The organism is Lactiplantibacillus sp. ME-2, from assembly GCF_022549155.1.
GTDB classification, from domain to species: Bacteria; Bacillota; Bacilli; order Lactobacillales; family Lactobacillaceae; genus Lactiplantibacillus; species Lactiplantibacillus plantarum.
In genome coordinates, this window is record NZ_JAKZEQ010000003.1 from 80,464 (window position 1) to 100,166 (window position 19,703).

10 protein-coding genes and 1 pseudogene are annotated in these 19,703 nt (G+C 45.8%); all 11 read right to left on the reverse strand.

Annotated features, from left to right (window positions below):
* Positions 1 to 39 precede the first annotated feature (39 nt).
* Positions 40 to 8,018 (reverse strand): annotated as a pseudogene (locus MMY95_RS01810) (bacterial Ig-like domain-containing protein).
* A gap of 459 nt (positions 8,019 to 8,477) precedes the next feature.
* On the reverse strand, positions 8,478 to 8,948 hold the full coding sequence (smpB, locus tag MMY95_RS01820) for an SsrA-binding protein SmpB (RefSeq protein WP_053267135.1): 471 nt from the start codon (positions 8,946 to 8,948) through the stop codon (positions 8,478 to 8,480).
* A 25-nt stretch (positions 8,949 to 8,973) separates the two neighbouring features.
* Positions 8,974 to 11,388, reverse strand: a complete 2,415-nt coding sequence (gene rnr / locus MMY95_RS01825; protein ID WP_241277474.1) for a ribonuclease R — start codon at positions 11,386 to 11,388, stop codon at positions 8,974 to 8,976.
* An 8-nt stretch (positions 11,389 to 11,396) separates the two neighbouring features.
* Positions 11,397 to 12,146: an alpha/beta fold hydrolase gene (locus tag MMY95_RS01830; RefSeq protein ID WP_053267136.1), complete on the reverse strand. Its 750-nt coding sequence runs from the start codon at positions 12,144 to 12,146 to the stop codon at positions 11,397 to 11,399.
* 48 nt (positions 12,147 to 12,194) lie between these two features.
* A complete protein-coding gene (gene secG, locus MMY95_RS01835) occupies positions 12,195 to 12,431 on the reverse strand; it encodes a preprotein translocase subunit SecG (RefSeq protein WP_003641050.1) in 237 nt (78 codons plus the stop codon).
* A gap of 99 nt (positions 12,432 to 12,530) precedes the next feature.
* Complete coding sequence (locus tag MMY95_RS01840; RefSeq protein ID WP_003641049.1) at positions 12,531 to 14,084, reverse strand: ClC family H(+)/Cl(-) exchange transporter; 1,554 nt, start codon at positions 14,082 to 14,084, stop codon at positions 12,531 to 12,533.
* Between the two features lie 16 nt (positions 14,085 to 14,100).
* Positions 14,101 to 14,976: a hypothetical protein gene (locus tag MMY95_RS01845; protein WP_021357260.1), complete on the reverse strand. Its 876-nt coding sequence runs from the start codon at positions 14,974 to 14,976 to the stop codon at positions 14,101 to 14,103.
* A gap of 147 nt (positions 14,977 to 15,123) precedes the next feature.
* On the reverse strand, positions 15,124 to 16,452 hold the full coding sequence (eno, locus tag MMY95_RS01850; RefSeq protein WP_003643976.1) for a phosphopyruvate hydratase: 1,329 nt from the start codon (positions 16,450 to 16,452) through the stop codon (positions 15,124 to 15,126).
* An 81-nt stretch (positions 16,453 to 16,533) separates the two neighbouring features.
* Positions 16,534 to 17,292, reverse strand: a complete 759-nt coding sequence (tpiA, locus tag MMY95_RS01855) for a triose-phosphate isomerase (protein ID WP_003643975.1) — start codon at positions 17,290 to 17,292, stop codon at positions 16,534 to 16,536.
* 26 nt (positions 17,293 to 17,318) lie between these two features.
* A complete protein-coding gene (locus MMY95_RS01860) occupies positions 17,319 to 18,521 on the reverse strand; it encodes a phosphoglycerate kinase (protein ID WP_202861272.1) in 1,203 nt (400 codons plus the stop codon).
* 120 nt (positions 18,522 to 18,641) lie between these two features.
* On the reverse strand, positions 18,642 to 19,664 hold the full coding sequence (gap, locus tag MMY95_RS01865; protein WP_003643974.1) for a type I glyceraldehyde-3-phosphate dehydrogenase: 1,023 nt from the start codon (positions 19,662 to 19,664) through the stop codon (positions 18,642 to 18,644).
* Between the last annotated feature and the right edge of the window lie 39 nt (positions 19,665 to 19,703).

The window sequence follows — 19,703 nt, forward strand, 5'->3', positions numbered from 1 at the left end:
TTTTAGCTAATCGATGAACTTAACACGCCAATCGTACGCTTAATCCTCATGCGTATGCCGCCGACGTCCTAATCCCATTAACCCTAATAATCCCGTTAATCCGAGTACTACCGCGCCTTGTTGTGCTGAGCGGTCGCGCTCGCCCGTCTGTGGCAGTGTGTCAGCAGTCGTGTCAGTTACTCGTGTCACAGGTGTCGCTGCTGCTTTGGCTGCGCTAGTATGCTCATTGTTGGCCGGTAGAGCTGGCACAGCGGTCGTCTTGACCTTAGTCTGTGCACGAGTAGCCGCGGCCGGTTGTTGCTTTGTCGTAATCCGATCATCAACGCCCCAGTCGACGGTATGACCATCCGAATCGTTAGGTCGCTCACTCAGCTTCGGTGTTTCACTAGGATCAGCGATACCTGCATGATCATTGCCGTTAGGGTTAGATGTTTCGCCGTGATCATTGTTGTCAGGTACGGTCGTTCCACCATGATCATTGTTATCAGGGTCGGTCGTGTTAATGTGATCATCGTCAGGTAAGACGACGGTCACCACAGCCGTTTTAGTTAACTGATTACCGGCAACATCAGTATAGTGGTAAGTCAACGTGTACTGGCCAGCGCATTGTGTGTTGACCGTACCATCGGCCGCGATATCAGCTAATGTCAGCGCTTGGCCCTGGGCATCGGTTGCACGTTCGAAATTATCCTGAGCAGCCCAAGTGTTTCCGACGGTCAACTGACTATCACGCACTTGTAACTGGGTCTGACTAGCCAATATATCGATACTCGTCGTGACAGTAATCAGATTACCCGCACGGTCCATGTAACTTAGTGTCAGTGGGTAATTGCCGGCCCGCCGTAAGTTCAGGGTACCATCTACAGTCACCCGTTGGCGCTGCGCTGCTGTCAGCAACGTGCCATCCGCTGCCAAACTCGTTGACCAGTCAACACTATCATTCAGTGACCAGGTCGTCTTAGGGCCGGCAATCACGGTAACTGGCCGCGTACTGATTTTAGCCTGCGTGGCAACGGTTGTCACTTGGACCAACGCCGTTTGTTGTTGTCCCAGCGAGTCCGTGTAAACCAGTTGCACAGTTTGTGGCTGACCAATATGGGCAACCGTTAAATCTGGCATCGCCACGACTGTAATAGCGGCATTATTGACCGCAATCGGCTGGCCCATACCATCAGTAATCGTTCCAATACCCTGATGATAATCCCACTTGGCAGTCGGACCCGCGATGACCATTTGTGGCTGAGTCGTTAATGCTGCTTGGTCGACTGTCACCGTCGTAGTCGCAGTTTTTACGTTGCCCACCTCATCAGTATATGTCAGGGTGACTTGTTGTTTTCCGGCCTGTTGAGCATTGATGGTCGTCATCGTAACATTTTGATAATTCTGACTAGTCTGGCCCCAGGCGTCCGTTAAACCAGTGACTAGATCCACAACCGTTAATTTTCCGACAGCTGCAGGCCAAATCACCTGGTCAGCACTAGTCGTCATGTGCGCCCGTGAGGCGACTGTTGTGACCTCCGCCGTGGTGGTTTGGGTCAATCCTAATTCATCAGTGTAACTGAACGTAACGACTTGAGGCCGCCCCACCATGCCTGTGCTCAAATCTGGGCCTGTCAACACCTTAATATTAGCATCACCGACATTAATCACTTCGCCGGCAGCATTCGTCACGGTTTTAAAGTTCGTCTGATAATCCCAATGGGCAGTCGGCCCGGCAACCGGTCGAGCGGTTTGGGTCGTTAAGGCGGCTTGATCAACCGTCACTTGGGCAGTTGTTGTCACCTCGTTGCCGTAATCATCGGTATACGTTAGAGTCACCGTTTGGGCACCAGGCTGGCTGGCATCGACCGCACTCATCTTGACATTGGTCAAAGACGACACTTGAGTGCCATCCGCGCCGGTAATCGTTTGCAAAAAGTTGGCTGGCGTCAGTAGCCCCGCATCTTTGGCCCATACAATCTGTGCCGGACGTGGCACGAGTGCCGCCTGTGATGCCGTTAAGGTCAAAGTAGCTGACACAGTATGTGTCTGTTGTAGATCATCCGTGTACATCAAGGTAACCGTTTGCGGCTTATCGATCATTTTAGCCGTTAGTTGCGGGCCGGTTATGACCGTAATCTTAGCTTGATCAGGATTAAACTGGTGGCCTTGCGAATCCGTAACAGTCGCCAATTGTTGCCGATAATCCCAAGTCATACTTGGCCCCCAGATTTGAGTCCGGTTCTGACTATCAATCTTGGCCTGATCAACCGTTACTTTTACAACGGTACTTACTTCGTTACCAGCCGCATCCGTATAAGTTAATGAGACGGGTTGAACACCTGGCCAGGTCGCGTCTAGCTTAGACATCCGAACGATTTGATAATCAGTCACCGCTTGTCCAGAGGCGTCCGTTAAGCTCGTTACAAGGTCATTAGCCGTTAGCTTCGCCGCGGCATCCGGTTGCACGATAACTGCCGCCTTGGCCGTTAACATAGCTTGTGAGGCCTCAGCTGTCACCATTGCCGTGACCGACTGGGATTTCCCGAGCTCATCCGTATAAATCAGTGTGATCAGCTGTTGTTGCCCGACTGAATCAACATTCAGATCTGGCCTGTTCAACACTTTAATTGTCCCCGGTTGGACGGTAATAAGTTGCCCAGCTGCATTCGTCAACTGACTAATACCGGCTTCGTAACTCCACGTTGCCGTCGGGCCGGCAATTACCGTACTTGGTTTTGTCGCTAGCTTTGCCTGGTCGACTGTCACATTGGCATACGCGACGGATTGATTACCCGCAACATCCGTGTAAGTCAACGTCAAACGTTGCTGCCCCGCTAACTTGGAATCCAGCACACTCATTTTGACATTGTCGTGATTTGTAATCAGATGACCTTCAGCATCGTATAAACGATCAACTAAGTCCGTTGCCGTCAGTTGTTTAGCTTGATCAGGCCAAATAATCTGGTCAGCAACAGCCGTGATCTTCGCCTTTGAAAGCGTCGTCGTTACAATCACGTCGGTCGTGTGAATTTTACCCAGACTGTCAGTATAGGTCAACGTAACCGTCTGTGGCTTGCCAGCCTTTGCCGGAGTTAAATCAGGCGTAGTAGCTGTAATGTCAGCAGTATCGACATCAATTGTCTTTCCGTTGGCATTGATGACTTGAATGACGCTGTCCCGGTAATCCCAAGTCGCCGTTGGGCCGGCAATTGGGTGTGTCGCTTGACCAGTGATTGTGGCTAAATCCACGATCACAGTCGTCGAATCAGTCATCTGATTGCCATACGCGTCTGTATACGTTAACGTCACGGTTTGTGGCCCGATAGCTTGAGGATCAAAACCACTCATCGTCACATCATCAAAATTATGAATTTGAACGCCATCCACATCGTACAGTGCCGACACTAGCGACGACGCAGTTACCATGTTCGCGTTTTCCGCTAAAATTACTTGCTTGGAAACGGCAGTAATGGACGCTTTTGAAGCCGTGGCTTCGACATTGGCAGTCTCTGTGTGCACTTGCCCTAAATCATCAGTATATTCGATCACGATTGGAGAAGTACCAGCCACACTTAAATCTGGACGCTGCACGACCGTAATCTTAGCATTGCTTAATGTTAGCGATTGTCCCTTAGAATCAGTGACGGCTTTGATGTTATCAGCATAGTTCCAAGTCGCCTTAGGTCCCGCCACTTGAGTGTGATTTTGAAGCGTTAGCGTTGCGAAATCCACGGTTACAGTCGTCGAAACAGTCGTTTGATTGCCATACGCGTCCGTATACGCTAACGTTACTGTTTGTGGTCCGATAGCTTTAGCATTAAAGCCACTCATCGTCACATCATCAGAATTATAAATTTGAACGCCATCCGCATCGTACAGTGTTGACACTAGTGACGACGCAGTTACCATGTTCGCTTTTTCTGCCAAAATCACCTGCTTAGAAACGGCAGTAATGGCCGCTTTTGAAGCCGTCACTTCAACATTGGCAGTCTCTGTGTGCGCTTGCCCTAAATCATCAGTATATTCAAGTACAATTTTATAAGTTCCAGCCACACTTAAATCTGGACATTGCACGACCGTAATCTTGGCATCGCTTAATGTTAGCGACTGGCCCTTAGAATCAGTGATGGCTTTGATGTTATCAGCATAATTCCAAGTCGCCTTAGGTCCCGCCACTTGAGTGTGATTCTGAAGCGTTAGCGTTGCGAAATCCACGGTTACAGTCGTCGAATCAGTTGTTTGGTTACCATACGCATCCGAATACGTCAGTGTCACGGTTTGTGGCCCGATAGCTTTAGTATCGAAACCACTCATTGTCACATCGTCAAAATTCGTAGCTTTGTTTCCTGCCGCATCAATTAACTCACTGACCAGGTCAGTTGCCGTCAGCTTTTTTGCGTCATCAGGTATGATAATCTGGTCAGCAACAGCCGTGATCTTCGCCTTTGAAAGCGTCGTCGTTACAATCACGTCGGTCGTGTGAACTTTACCCAGACTGTCAGTATAGGTCAAGGTAACCGTTTGTGGCTTGCCAGTCTTTGCCGGAGTTAAGTCAGGCGTCGTGGCTGTAATGTCAGCATCGCCGACATCAATTATCTTTCCGTTGGCATCGATAACTTGAGTGACGCTGTCACGGTAATCCCAAGTCGCGGTTGGACCGGCAATTGGGTGTGTCGCTTGACCAGTGATTGTGGCGACATCCACGGTGACTGTCGTCGAATCAGTCGTTTGGTTACCATACGCATCCGTATACATCAGTGTCACAGTTTGTGGCCCGATAGCTTTAGCATCAAAACCACTCATCGTCACATCGTCAAAATTCGTGGCTTTATTTCCCGCCGCATCAATTAACTCACTGACCAGGTCGGTTGCCGTCAGCTTTTTTGTGTCATCAGGTATGATGATCTGGTCGCTGACAGCCGTAATCTTCGCCTTCGAAGCCACCGTGTTGACAACCGCAGTGACTAAGTGTTCTTTGCCCAACTCATCCGTATAACTGAGTGTCACCGTTTGGTCATGGCCGACCATCGCAACACTTAAATCAGGTTCAGTAACGACTTTAATATCAGCGGTTGCGAGATTATCAAGCAACTTTCCATTTGCATCCTTGACCCATTCCAAACCAGCTAGATAGTCCCATTTAGCTTTAGGCCCCGCAATTGGATTCGTTAGCTTGGTCTTCAAATCTGATTGGTCAACCGTTACTTTGGCATAAGCTGTCACTAGATTGCCAGCTTCATCCGTATAAGTAATAGTAACGGTCTGCGCGCCACCTTTGCTCGTGTCAATTGAACTCATTGTGACATCTGTTAGGTCGGTGCTAGTATCGACAGGGTTCCCGTTGGCAGCCGTGATTGTCACCAAATCGGCGACTTTTAATTGAGCAACCTCACTGGGCCAAATCGTTAACGGCGCCTTGGTTGTAACTTGTGCCTGAGAAGCAACGACTGTTACTTGAGTTGGGACGCTGATGACATTGCCCAACGCATCCGTATACGTGAGTGTGACAGTTTGCGACCCAATTTGCGTTAAATCAGGTTGCTGATCAACCACAATGTTAAGTCCGTCTAAACTAACCGGGTTCCCATCAAAATCAGTGACACTCGTGACATACTGGCGATAGTCCCAACTTGAGTTTTCGGGTCCTTTAATGATGGTACTATTACGCATTGTTAAGTCGGCCTTAGTTGCGACCATCGTCACCGTGGTGGTTGTCGTGTGGACCATGCCAGTAGCATCATCCGTATACGCCAGCGTAACCGTTTGTGCGCCAGCTTTACTCGTATCCAAGCCTGTAACCGTAGCCGTCGCGAGTTCGTCGGCACTTAGCTTATCGCCGGCCGCATTGTGGGAGTTGTCCGTGTCGATTAAATCATTAATCGTATACGTTGGCTTAGCACCCATTTTGATCGTCAACGGTTTACCAACTAGTTTGCCTTGATTTGCCGCTACCGCAACCGTACTAGTTTGCTGCCATACTTTGCCATACGCATCCGTATACTGCAAGTCAACTTGATAGGTACCGGTAGTTTGAGTGTCGACCGTCGTTACAGCAGTATCGCCGTTCACGCTAATAACTTTGACGACTGTGTCAGCGGTCGCATAAATATCAGTCCCATTCACATCTTTTAGTGTTGCAACACTATCGGTAACTCGCCACGTCGTCTTCGGCCCGGCAATTAATCCGGTTACATTTTTGGACGTGAAATCAGCATAGGATGGGCTAGTTTCCCAGACCCAAGTGATTGTATCGGCTGGATTATCGACGCCATTATACAAAGCCATTAACTCACTCGACGTATACGTCTGGGTGGCATCAGCTTGATTGACCCATTTACCGGTATAGCCAGTTCCAGTTGGAATGTCTGGCAATGAACTACCGACTAAATATGTTTTTGACCCAACCGTTAATGCGTTTAGGTTCATGGGCAACGGATTCCCGCTACTATCTTGATTCAAAAACATATCATGATCTGCAGGTTCCTTATTCATATCAGCTTCAGTGACTGCTGCAAAGTTAGACATGTCCAAACTCGCAATGTTGATTGCCTTTAATCCAGGGGCTCCCTCAAACATAAACTTAGTACTAGTTAACGTACTGCCCGTCTGCCAGCCCGTTATATCAAGATCAGTGAGATTGGTATCATTTAAAAACATCGATGACAACGCTGTAACATTCAACAAGTTCCAGCCATGTAAATCCGCCGTTGTTAAACTCTTATCTCCATTGAATAACCCATCTATATCCGTGACCATCCGCACATTCCAAGTACTTAGATCAATACTGGTCAAGGCCGTGTTAAATGAAAACATTCTTTTTAAGCTCACTGGTTGAACCGTATTCAACTGCCACTGACTTAAATCATAAGATTGAACTCGCGAGTCACTGGCGAACATAGAGTCAAAGGACGTACCAGAACTGACATTCCAATGCGCTAATCCTGAGAAGTCAGCAATCTTAGTTCCCATAAACATCATTGAAAAGTCAGTGACTTTCGAAGTATCCAGATTTTCAAGGCCATCAATACTGGCCAAATTTGGATTATACCAGAACATATAACTAGTATCAGTCCCCGCATTAATTGGACCATCAATCACTACTTTCGTTAACTCACTGCCAAAATCCCCCGGTACGTCGCTGACATCACCCACTCCGGTCCAATCACCAGCATGAATCGTCAACACACCATCATCTGTGTACTGCCAGGCACTTGTTCCCAGAGTCCCAGTTGAGACAACAATTGCGGGTGTGGCGGCTCGCGCTAATAGTGCCCGATTTAACTGGACTTTATCGTTAGTCGTCGTAATTGTATTAGTTGTGGCAGTTACAGCTATCGGACTAGTTTCTGAATCCACAACTTTTTCAGTTTCATTAGAATCTTTCGAGTCTGAGTCACCAATACTGGCCATTGTGCTAGTACTTGGCGATGCGACACTTGAACGATTAGTTTGTAGTGATTCATCAGCCACCACCGTGTCCGTCACATTAGATTGAATGCCACTCTCAGAGCCCGTTCCTTGATCATTTTGATAATCAGAATTTTGTGTTGTGACTTTCTGTGAACTCGATGCGACACTTACTGAGCTGTTTGACGTTTGGTCCAAACTGTCGCCAGAACCAGTTTTAGCCTGACTGCTTGCTGATGCCGAATCAGAGGTACTGAGATTACTGGTTTGTTTTCATTTTCTCCTACTGCCGTAACCGATTGTTCAGCCTTTGAGTCAGTAGTGGTGCCACTAACCGCCTGTTTTTTTTGAGCACTAGTATTTGTTGTTGCCGCATTAATCGCCGTCGCACTAGACTGAGTCGTTGCCCCTGTTGTACTAGTCGTAGTAGTCCTTAAAACCTGTGAGTTGGATGATGAGGATGCCCCAGCAGTGGTCGTAGCTGCGGTGGCTGCGGTCGTCGTTTCCGTATCTGCCCGACTTATCAGTGGATTCAGAGTAAAGGTAGCCACGGTAATACCAGCAAATACCCAGAAACGTCCCTTTTTATACATTTTATAATGCTGCTTGCTCGTTATAAATCTATTCATACATGTCCCCCCAAGAATCCATGCAATAAATCATATCAAAATTAACTTATTATCAATTTGAGTTATACTAAATCTGATTAATATCAGAATAATAACATTCTCCAAAGTTTAGTATCAATTATATTTATTGAATCAATTAATAAATAACGCGTTTAACTATCAATACAATTATATGCTAACATAATTACCAGCTAAGTCGCAAGTGCTTGTACCCGACCTTTCGCAAAATATTTATAGCCTGATAACCATTTTGCTAGTATCTAGAACATTTATAACAGTGAGCACTACATCAGTACATATAAAATATATGCTTGCCGTCGTCCGTCCACGGCACAGAACCACCAACAACACATACTAAAAAAGGTCTTCCAAGAATCGAATTAATTCTTGGAAGACCTTTTTATGACGCTGCCATACTCGTTGTATGGTGCAGCGATGCAACGCTAACGTAATCGATGCCTAGTAATGTTTCATAACCCGGTCGATTTGACGCTGTTGTTCGCGTTTCTTGATATCTTGCCGTTTATCGTATTCCCGTTTCCCGTGAGCGACTCCAATTAAGACTTTCGCAAATCCATGCTTGAGATACATCTTAAGTGGAATAATCGTCACACCCTTAGTCATTGTTGCTGCACCTAACTTAATGATTTCTTTCTTGTGCAACAAAAGTTTCCGGGACCGCAACGGGTCAACGTTATAACGGTTACCCTCTTTAAACGGACTAATGTGAACGTTTTGCATCCAGGCTTCACCGTTGCGAACTTGAACGAAACCATCCTTTAAGTTGACCCGCCGATCGCGAACTGATTTGATCTCCGTCCCCGTCAGCGCAATGCCAGCTTCATAGGTTTCCTCAACAGCGTAGTCATGGCGTGCTTTCCGATTTTGAGCGAGGGCGGTATCTGGGTGCTTACCGTGTTGTTTGGCCATTGCCGCACATCCCCTTACTTAAAAATTAACGCCGACGATCGGTTGATGACCGCCGATTGTTGTTAGTACTATGATTATTATTGTTGCTATTATGATTATTATTGTTCCGGCGACCATTGCTATTGCCATTACGATGGTTATTGTTGTTGCCACCACGATGGTCGTTATTCCGGTTATTATTGTTCCCATTTCGCCGGTAGTTACCGTTATTGCCACCACGCCGATTATTACCACGATAGTTATCATGATGTTCCCGCTTTGGCAATAAATCAGTCTTTGGCGCTTCTTCAGGATTCAATAACTTAAAGTCGACTTCTCGTTGATCCTTATAGACCCGCATTAGTTGAACTTTGACGGGCTGGCCGATTCTAAATGTCCGTTTCGTCTTACGACCAACCAACGCTAATTGTTTTTCAACGTATTCGTAGTAGTCGTCGTCCATCGTACTGATATGAACTAAGCCTTCAACGGTATTTTCTAGTTCAACAAACAGACCGAATTTCATAACGGAATCAACAACGGCTTCAAACGTCTCACCAACGTGATCAGCCATATATTCAGCCTTCTTCATCGAATCAACGTCGCGTTCAGTATCAATCCCCCGCCGTTCATGATCAGAAGTCGTTTCCGCAATATTTGGTAGGTTATCCCGATAACGTGCCCGGGCTTCTTCACCAGTGCCGTTTTCAGCATAATGGCGAATCAAACGATGAACCATCATATCTGGATACCGCCGAATTGGTGACGTAAAGTGAGTATAATACGGTGCCGCCAACCCAAAGTGACCAAGCGACTGGTCAGCGTATCGGGCCTGCTTCATGCTCCGCAGCATCATGACTGAGACCATGGCTTCTTCGGGCTTACCAGCAACCTTCTTCAAAACGTCTTGAAGCATCTTCGGCTTAACATCCTTAGAACTCCCCTTGACACTGACACCAAAGTTAGTGACGAATTCAAAGAAACTAAGCATCCGGTCACTATCAGGCGTTTCATGTACCCGGTAGATAAACGGTACCTTAAGTTGACTATAGTTTTTTGCAACCGTTTCGTTGGCTGCCAACATGAAACTTTCGATCATTCGTTCAGCTAAGCCACGTACCCGTAATTGAATGTCAATTGGATGACCGGCTTCGTCAACGATAATTTTAGCTTCGTTATCATCAAAATCGATCGCACCACGATGCCGCCGATGCTTGTACAAGATACGGTGTAAGTCGCCCATCGTATCAAACATGTCGACCAAGTCCGCGTACTTTTCACGCGTCTTGGGGTCATGGGCTTCGAGAATCTGATTAACAGCGTCATAAGTCATCCGGGCGTGTGACCGAATCACACTTTGGAAAATCTTATGGTTAACGATTTCCCCCGTTTGATCAATCTCCATCTCACAACTCATGGCTAATCGTTCAACATCAGGATTTAAGGAACAAATCCCGTTTGATAGCCGCCGTGGCAACATTGGAATCACACGGTCAGTTAAGTAAACTGACGTCCCACGTTTGAATGCTTCCCGGTCTAACTCAGAGTTCTCGGTGACATAATGGCTAACATCCGCAATGTGAACGCCTAGATGGAAGTTCCCATTTGGCAAGCGCCAAGCAACAACCGCGTCATCCAAGTCTTTAGATTCGGCGCCATCAATCGTTACTAATGGCTGGTCCGTAATGTCGACCCGACCAACTTTTTCTTCATCAGTCACGTAATCCGGAATCCGGTTGGCTTCATCCGTCACTTCTTCTGGAAACACTGATGGGACGTCGTGTTGGTAGACCACTTGTAAGACGTCCATCCCAGGATCATCAACACTCCCAATGACCTGCTTGGCAATCCCAATCATCCGCGTTGGATGCTGAGCGTCAGGATAAGCAGCCACTTCAGCAATGATGACTTCCCCCTCAGTGGGGTGTAAGCCCTGATCAGTGATTAATAACTGATATTTGGATAATTTCTTATCCTTAATTTCCACAGAACCAATAATCCCGTCTTCATCCGTACTTGGTGTATACGCACCGACAATCTGGGTATAGTTCCGTTTAACGATGCTGACAATTTTACCTTCAGGGCCGCGGTCGGAACCGGGACGGGCTGGTCGAATGATTTCAACCGCAACATCGTCACCGGTAATGGCAAACTGCGTGTTGTCCGGATTAATGTAAATATCAGGCAAATCGGGATCGTAACGAACGAAACCAAAGCCCTTGTCATTACCATGAAATGAACCTTCAACAGTCTTCGTTTCCTGGACCAGCTTGAAATGATCATGATCATCGGTACTAACTAATTTTTTACGTTCCATATTCGCAAGTTCCTTTACTAGAAAAGTAAACGCCGTTGCGCCTGTAAAATGCAATTCATCCGTTAGTTGTTCAACACTATACGTGCGATCGGGATGAGCTTGCAAAAAAGTCAGGATTTGTTCTTGTAAGTTTGCTTCTGACATTATTTACCTCATTTATAAATAGTTTTTAAATATGTTAAAACATCTTGTTCCAATTGGTGATGCGCACTGTTGACGGTAATCACGTGTCCAGCATCAGCATACCAATGAAAATCAACTGGTACTTGTGGTAATTGATCACGTAATCGTCGCGCTACCGTCGCATCAATTAATTCATCTTGCCCACCCTGACCAATGAAGAAAGGTTGGGTCACAGCGCTGAGGTGACTCGTAACCTCTGTCGTAGTAAAGGTATTGACTGCCTGCAATTGCCGCTGAACCAGTTCCGGCAACGTCATTAAGATCTGTTCACGCTCGGTAATTGAGAATTGACTGTGCGCCAGTTGATGGTGACTCAGCGTGATAAACATTTCAGCAACGTCACTACGATTACCAGCAAATAGTGGTGAACTAAACGTGCCACCACCTAGCAACTGAGGATCACGTTCCAAGGCCGCCGTCGCAAAAATACCACCTAATGATAAGCCAAAGATACTAATTTTAGTATAGCCTTTTTGCCGCATAAATGATATTGCTTGTTGCGTATCTTGCCACCATTGCGCCGGCGCCTGTGCGAGAATATCTCGTGGATCATCAGTCGCGTGTCCACTGAATTGGGGGCCATAAACTGTATAATCTTCCCGTTCTAATGCTCGTGCTAACATCCGCACATCATTGGCACTTCCCGCATAGGCGTGCAATAAAATGACGGCATGTTGGCCATGTTCAAAGAAAAACGGTTCCGGTTGTTTCAGCATCATTACACCACCTTAAAAAAAAGCCTCCTGAAATCACAGGAGGACGGTCAATTACTTCGATGAGTACCATGCTAGAGCTAACGCCAGGATAAAGAATGCGATTCCTAATACCACGGTTACCTTCTGCATGAACGCTTCAAAACCGCGGGGCTTCTGCTTGGCAAACAAGTCATCAGCACCACCGGTTAATGAAGACATGGCATCATTAGTTTTGGATGGTTGCATCATCACCGCAATGATAATCAAAACGGAAACAACCAGTATTAACGTTAACAATAAATTATACAAGAAATGTGCCTCCTAAAGCCTCCGCTATGTCTATAACAATTTAACATATTTTGCCTTATTTTTCCAGTATCCTGAACAATTCGTTGCTTTGTTTAGTGCTCAGGGCGTCGCGACCGTTAAATGTGCGATTTGATGACGCACCCACGCACGATTATCACGGTCAGTCAAGATAATTAAGGTATCACCAGCCCGCATCAAGGTGTCGCCATGCGGGATCACTTGACGCTCCCCACGGCGAATAGCGATCAATAATGACTCTGCTGGCCATTTAAAATCACGAACTTGATGGCCCTCTAACTTAGAGCCTTCAAAGATCGGCAATTCTAACCGATCCTGGATACCGCTATGTTCCGGTAACCGCGGCTGAATTAACTTCTCTAGCAAAGCCTCATAAATCGGAGCGCCGCCTAAGAGATCCACGACTAAGTAGGCCGTCATCGAAACGACTGCTAATGGCATCAAGTGATGTAGTGTCCCGACCATTTCAGTAATCAATAAAATTGCGGTAAACGGTGCTTTACCAATGCCGGCAAAGTATCCAGCCATTGCAAAAATAATAAAGTTCGGAATCAAGTTCGTCGGCATCCAACCAACGGCAACCATGAACTGGGCATAGATTGCACCTAAGATGGCGCCCAGTGACAAGATTGGCAAGAAGATGCCCCCCGGCAAACCAGAACCATATGAAATGGTAGAAAAGGTAAATCGTAACACGAAAATCCCTAACAAGGCGAGTAACGCTGGCGTTACCGCGGCCAAATTCAAAATAACAGCATTGCCGCCTCCTAATAGCTGCGGCCAAATTAATCCAATCGGAATCACCAGTAAAAATGGCACCAAGCCATCCAACCAACTGGGCAACCGCAACTTGGCATACCAATTTGGCATCGTCAGCGTCACGTTTTGATATAGATAACCGAAAATACCGAGAAAAATCCCGAGCCCAATCAGATTGCCATATTGACTCAACGGAAGGTTATGGCCGTACGGAATGTGTAATACTGGTACAAGGCCAAAAAAATTGAGCGAAATAAAATTACTGGCCATCGCACTAACTAATGCGGTGGTCCAAATGATTGGTGAAAAATTATGATAAACCTCTTCCAGAACAAATAACGTACTGGCAATCGGTGCGTTGAAGGCCGCTGAAAGGCCAGCTGCTGCACCACCGGCAATCAAGGAGCGTCGATCTGATCCCGTCTGTTTGAGTTTCGACGCGACACCCTGACCAATCGTAGCTCCCAATTGAATCGAGGGGCCTTCGCGGCCGAGAAACAGTCCAGAACCAATGCCCAGAATACCACCGACAAACTTGCGCCAGAGCACTGACCACCAACTATAATCAAGCTCGCCAGCTAATTGACCCTCAACTTGTGGAATGCCAGACCCTTTAATATTCGGTTCATTCTTAACTAACCAACCCACAAAGAACGCCACAGCCACAGACAAGCCTATCCATGGAAAGAGCAGTAGCCAATTTGTATGAATTTGTGCGTACACCCATTGAACGAACCTCAGTCCCTGCTCGATGCTGAAACGAAAAATACTAACCACGATCCCAGCAATCACACCGACAATTAATGCCCGGCCAATCGAGCTGAACCGTGTAAAGTCAAAATGTTGTTTTGCAATGTGCGGCCGCTGTGCCACCATGAGTTCCCCCTCTTAATCATGATAATCGTTGTGCAATCACTTGCTGGACGGCCGCTAACGTCACGGGCGCTCCAGGATGTAATGCCTGAATCTGCTGTGGTCCATCTACGCGTAATAACAAACCTAATAACAGATCCTTTTCTAAGTCGTCAGTTTGATAAGTTTCCTTAAATCCAGCCAATAAGTCAGTATCATCATTAAATGCTTGCAAAATTAGCGGGACTAATTCCGTTTGTTTTGCAGCTTGATGGGCGGCACTGAATCGCTGTAAACCTAATTCACCACTAGTCACAATTAAATTCTCGCCCACTAGATTGCCATGAACAAATTGATTAGGCGTTACAGTGTGTACTTGTAGCCAGGCCGTACGCTCGGCAACAAAGTCGGGGCCCAGTGTATCCCACTCGGTTGATTGGGCAGCGGTTGGCCCAAATGCAGGAACTTCAGCATTAAGTCGCGTCAACATCGTCCCAATCTGGCGCCCCAGTGTTGACTTAGCAAGGGGCTTAGCCGTTGCGCAAAATTCAGTTAGCGTCAGACCTTGTAGTGGCTGATAAATCACGTAGTAGAACTGGTACTTATCAAAAATGAAGCCCGCATGCAATAGACGCGGAGCACCCAAGCTCAATCGAGCCATCCGGGTCAGTCCAAAACGTTCCGCCTGATAATAGGCCCGAGTTTGGGGGATAACCTCACTGGGTGGAAAAATCGCGATTTGGGTGGGTCCGACCGTAAAGCGGGCGGCCAACTTATCCGCAACGGGTTCTGGCGTTTTATAAGGCTCATTTTCACTGGCATAAATTTTTTGAATCACCGGTTCAAAAGCACCCGCATTCAGTTGCAGTCCTTGCCAATCAGACCACTCATTAATTTGTTGCTGAAAGTCATCCATTCTGCTCGCTCCTTACTCAAAATACGCATGTTTCTATTCTACCACGACTCGTCCGTCCCTAGACCCTAAACTCAAACAGATGTTCCTTAAATTATGTATAATAAAAACGCCGTCCCATCGGAACGACGTTTTCATTAGAACTTCAAATTACTTGCTAGTAATGGTGTTCCGTGCAGCTTCGTCTAAGTTGTAGAAACCGTGGATACCTTTGTATTCTGAAGTGCTTTCAAGTTGGTCTTCGATCCGCATTAATTGATTGTATTTAGCAATCCGTTCAGTACGGCTCATTGAACCAGTCTTGATTTGGCCAGCGTTCATTGCGACAACTAAGTCAGCAATGGTCGTGTCTTCAGTTTCACCAGAACGGTGAGAAACGATGGCAGTGTAGCCAGCTTCTTTAGCCATTTCGATAGCTTCAACAGTTTCAGTTAAAGTACCAATTTGGTTAACCTTGATTAAGATTGAGTTAGCAACGCCCATCTTGATACCCTTTGCAAGGTAGTCCGTGTTCGTAACGAATAAGTCGTCACCAACGATTTGAACTTTCTTACCAAGCTTGGCAGTTGCCATTTGCCAGTCTTCCCAGTTGTTTTCATCCAAAGGATCTTCGATAGAAACGATTGGGTACTTGTCAACAATGCTGTCAAGTAAGTCAACGAATTCTTCGGCAGTAAATGATTGACCATTTTCGCCTTCACCCTTTAAGTCGTACTTGCCAGTTTCTTCGTTGTAAAATTCTGAAGCGGCACAGTCAAAGGCAATGGCAATATCCTTACCAGGCTTGTAACCGGCACGTTCGATAGCTTCAACTAAGATTTCGAATGGTTCTTCGTTGTTCTTCAAGTCAGGCGCAAAACCACCTTCGTCACCAACGGCAGTTGAGTAACCGCGTTCGTTCAAGATCGCTTTCAAGTTGTGGAAAGTTTCTGAACCCATCCGGATAGCTTCTTTAACTGAAGAAGCGCCAACAGGCATGATCATGAATTCTTGGAAGTCAACGTCGTTGTTGGCGTGGGCCCCACCATTGATAACGTTCATCATTGGTGTTGGTAAAACGTGAGCGTTGAATCCGCCAAGGTAGTTGTATAAAGGCATTTCAAGTTCGTCAGCAGCAGCACGTGCAGCGGCAATGGAAACACCTAAGATAGCGTTAGCGCCTAACTTAGCTTTGTTAGGAGTACCATCTAACTTGATCATAGCTTGGTCAATGGCACGTTGGTCAGTTACATCGTAACCAACAATTTCCTTAGCAATTAACTTGTTAACATTGTCAACGGCTTTAGTAACACCCTTGCCCATGAAACGGCTCTTGTCACCGTCACGTAATTCAACGGCTTCATGTTCACCAGTTGAGGCACCTGAAGGAACGATACCGCGGCCAAATGCGCCACTTTCAGTATAAAGTTCAACTTCAACAGTTGGGTTACCACGTGAGTCTAAGACTTCGCGAGCATAAATATCTGTAATAATAGACATTAATTTCTCTCCTTAAAATTGGCTTGTTATTTGTTTCACACTTATTGTAGAAGTTTGTCAATCAACTTGCAATAACTATTATTAGTTATTTTGATAATTAACAAGTTCCAAGAATGAATCAGGTTGTAATGAAGCACCACCGACTAAACCACCGTCGATATCATCTTTGCCCATTAATTCGTTAACGTTGGCTGGTTTAACACTACCACCGTATTGAATCCGAACTTTATCAGCAACTTCTTGTGAGTAAAGGTCAGCAACAGTCTTACGAACAACCGCACAAATTTCTTCAGCTTGGTCACTCGTAGCAGTCTTACCAGTACCGATGGCCCAGATTGGTTCGTAGGCAATAACCAATGAACTTACTTGGTCAGCTGATAAGTCTTTCAAAGCAGCCTTGATTTGGCCTGAAACCCATGATTCTGCTTCGCCGGCTTCACGTTGTTCTAATGATTCGCCACAGCAAATGATTGGCTTCATGCCGTTCTTGAAGATAGCGTGTGCCTTTTTGTTAATGTCTTCGTCAGTTTCGTGGAAATAACCGCGACGTTCTGAATGACCAATAACAACGTAATCAACGCCTAAGTCAGCTAAGGCAGCTGGTGAAGTTTCACCAGTAAATGCCCCAGCATCTTCAAAATAAGCATTTTCAGCAGCAATCTTTAAATCAGAACCCTTGGCAGCTTCAACCATTTCCTGTAAGAAAAGGGCTGGGGCAGCAACGACTGATTCAACTTTTGATGGATCTGGTAATTGATCCTTAACAGCATTAACGAAAGCTAAAGCTTCGCTAGCTGTTTTGTTCATTTTCCAGTTACCGGCAATAATAGGTGTACGCACGATAAACCTTCCTTTCGGAGAACAGATTATTTTTCAGAAATAGCAGCAATACCAGGTAATTCCTTACCTTCAAGGTATTCAAGTGAAGCACCGCCACCAGTAGAAATGTGGGTTAACTTGTCGCCAACGCCAAGTTGCTTAACAGCGGCAGTTGAGTCCCCACCACCAACGATGGTCGTTGCGTCTGATAAGGTTCCTAAGAACTTACCAATTTCAAGCGTACCTTTGGCGTAGTTGCTCATTTCGAAGACACCCATTGGTCCGTTCCAAACAACGGTCTTAGCGTCGCGTAAAACATCTTCGAATTCTTCGATTGACTTAGAACCAATATCTAAGGCCATGTAGCCATCAGGAATTGAACCTTCAACAACCTTGCTAGGAACATCGTTATCAAACTTTTCAGCAACGATTGAGTCGCTAGGTAAGACTAACTTGTCGCCAGCTTTTTCGATGATTGACTTAGCCAATTCAATCTTGTCTTTTTCAACAAGTGAGTTACCAATGCCCATGCCTTTAGCAGCATAGAACGTATAAGTCATCCCACCACCGATGATGATCTTGTCAGCTTTGCTGATTAAGTGATCGATAACACCGATCTTATCAGAAACCTTGGCACCACCTAAGATAGCAACGAATGGGTGCTTAGGATTGTCAACCGCGTCACCTAAGAACTTGATTTCCTTTTCCATTAAGAAACCAGCGGCAACTTGATCCATGTTTGAAGCAATCCCAACGTTAGAAGCATGGCTCCGGTGAGCAGTCCCGAAAGCATCGTTGACGTAGACATCACCAAGTGAAGCCCAGTACTTGCCTAATTCAGGATCGTTACCAGATTCGCGCTTAACTTGTTCGCCGTTAACAACGTCTTCAAAACGAGTGTTTTCAACAACTAAGACGTCACCGTCGTTCATGTTGTTGATGGCAGTTTCCAGTTGTTCGCCTTCAGTAACAGGTACGAAGGTAACAGGCTTGTTTAATAAGTTTGAAAGACGTTCTGCAACAGGACGTAAGCTTAAGCCCTTCTTGTCGTCTTCGCTCTTAATCCGACCTAAATGTGAGAATAAGATGGCTTTGCCATCATGTTCAATCACGTATTTGATCGTTGGTAAGGCAGCGACGATCCGGTTGTCGTCACCAATTTTGCCGTCTTTAATTGGAACATTAAAGTCGACACGAATTAAAACTTTTTTATCTTTAACATCTAAATCTGAAACGATTAATTTAGCCAATGTTAAAATCCTCCTAGAATTCGTGACTGCTGAAATTAAAAAAACGGCAAGAGGAGTTTTGCCTCCCCCCGCCGTCAAAACCATATGCGGTTTTAAAGTTCTTAACTATCTAATCAAATATTAGAGAGTGGCGAACTTCAATAAAGTACGTACCATTTGGCAAGTGAAGCCGTATTCGTTATCGTACCAAGCAACAGTCTTAACTAATTGGTTGTCACCATCAGAAGTAACTTCTGTTTGAGTAGGATCGAAGATTGAACCGAAAGTAGTACCGATAACATCAGATGAAACGATTTCGTCATCGTTGTAACCAAATGATTCGTTACCTTCAGTATGCTTCTTGATTGCGGCGTTAACTTCGTCAGCAGTAACTTTCTTGTCTAAGATAGCAACTAATTCAGTTAATGAACCATCAACAACACCAACACGTTGTGCATGGCCTTGTAATTTACCGTTCAATTCTGGGATAACTAAGCCAAGAGCCTTAGCAGCACCAGTTGAATGAGGAATAGTGTTTACACCGGCAGCACGGGCAGCACGGAAGTTACCACCACGTACAGGGCCGTCAAGTAACATTTGAGTTGAAGTGTAAGCATGGATAGTAGTCATAGTACCAACCTTGATACCGAATTCTTTGTTTTCAAAGAATGCTAATGGTGCAAGGCAGTTAGTAGTACATGAACCAGCAGAAACGATACGGTCATCTGCAGTCAAGATGTCATCGTTAACGTTGTAAACGATGGTCTTCAAGTCTGAGCCAGCAGGAGCAGAAATCAAGACACGCTTTGCACCAGCGTCCAAGTGAGCTTGTGACTTAGCCTTTGAAGTGTAGAAACCAGTACATTCGAGAACGAAGTCAACACCGTCGTTCTTAACCCAAGGAATATTTTGTGCTTGTGGTTCAGCATAAACACGGTAGTTCTTACCGTTAACAACGATTGAATCGTCGGTTGCTGAAACGTCAGCGTTCAAAGTACCATGAGTTGAGTCATACTTCAAAAGATGAGCCAACAATGCAGGTGAAGTTAAATCGTTAATAGCAACAACTTCGATATCACTTGACTTTTCACCAAGTTCTAAGATACGACGGAATGCTAAACGACCGATACGTCCGAAACCATTAATACCAATTTTTACAGACATACTAGAATTTCCTCCTTGTGGAAATAAAAATAGTTTTAT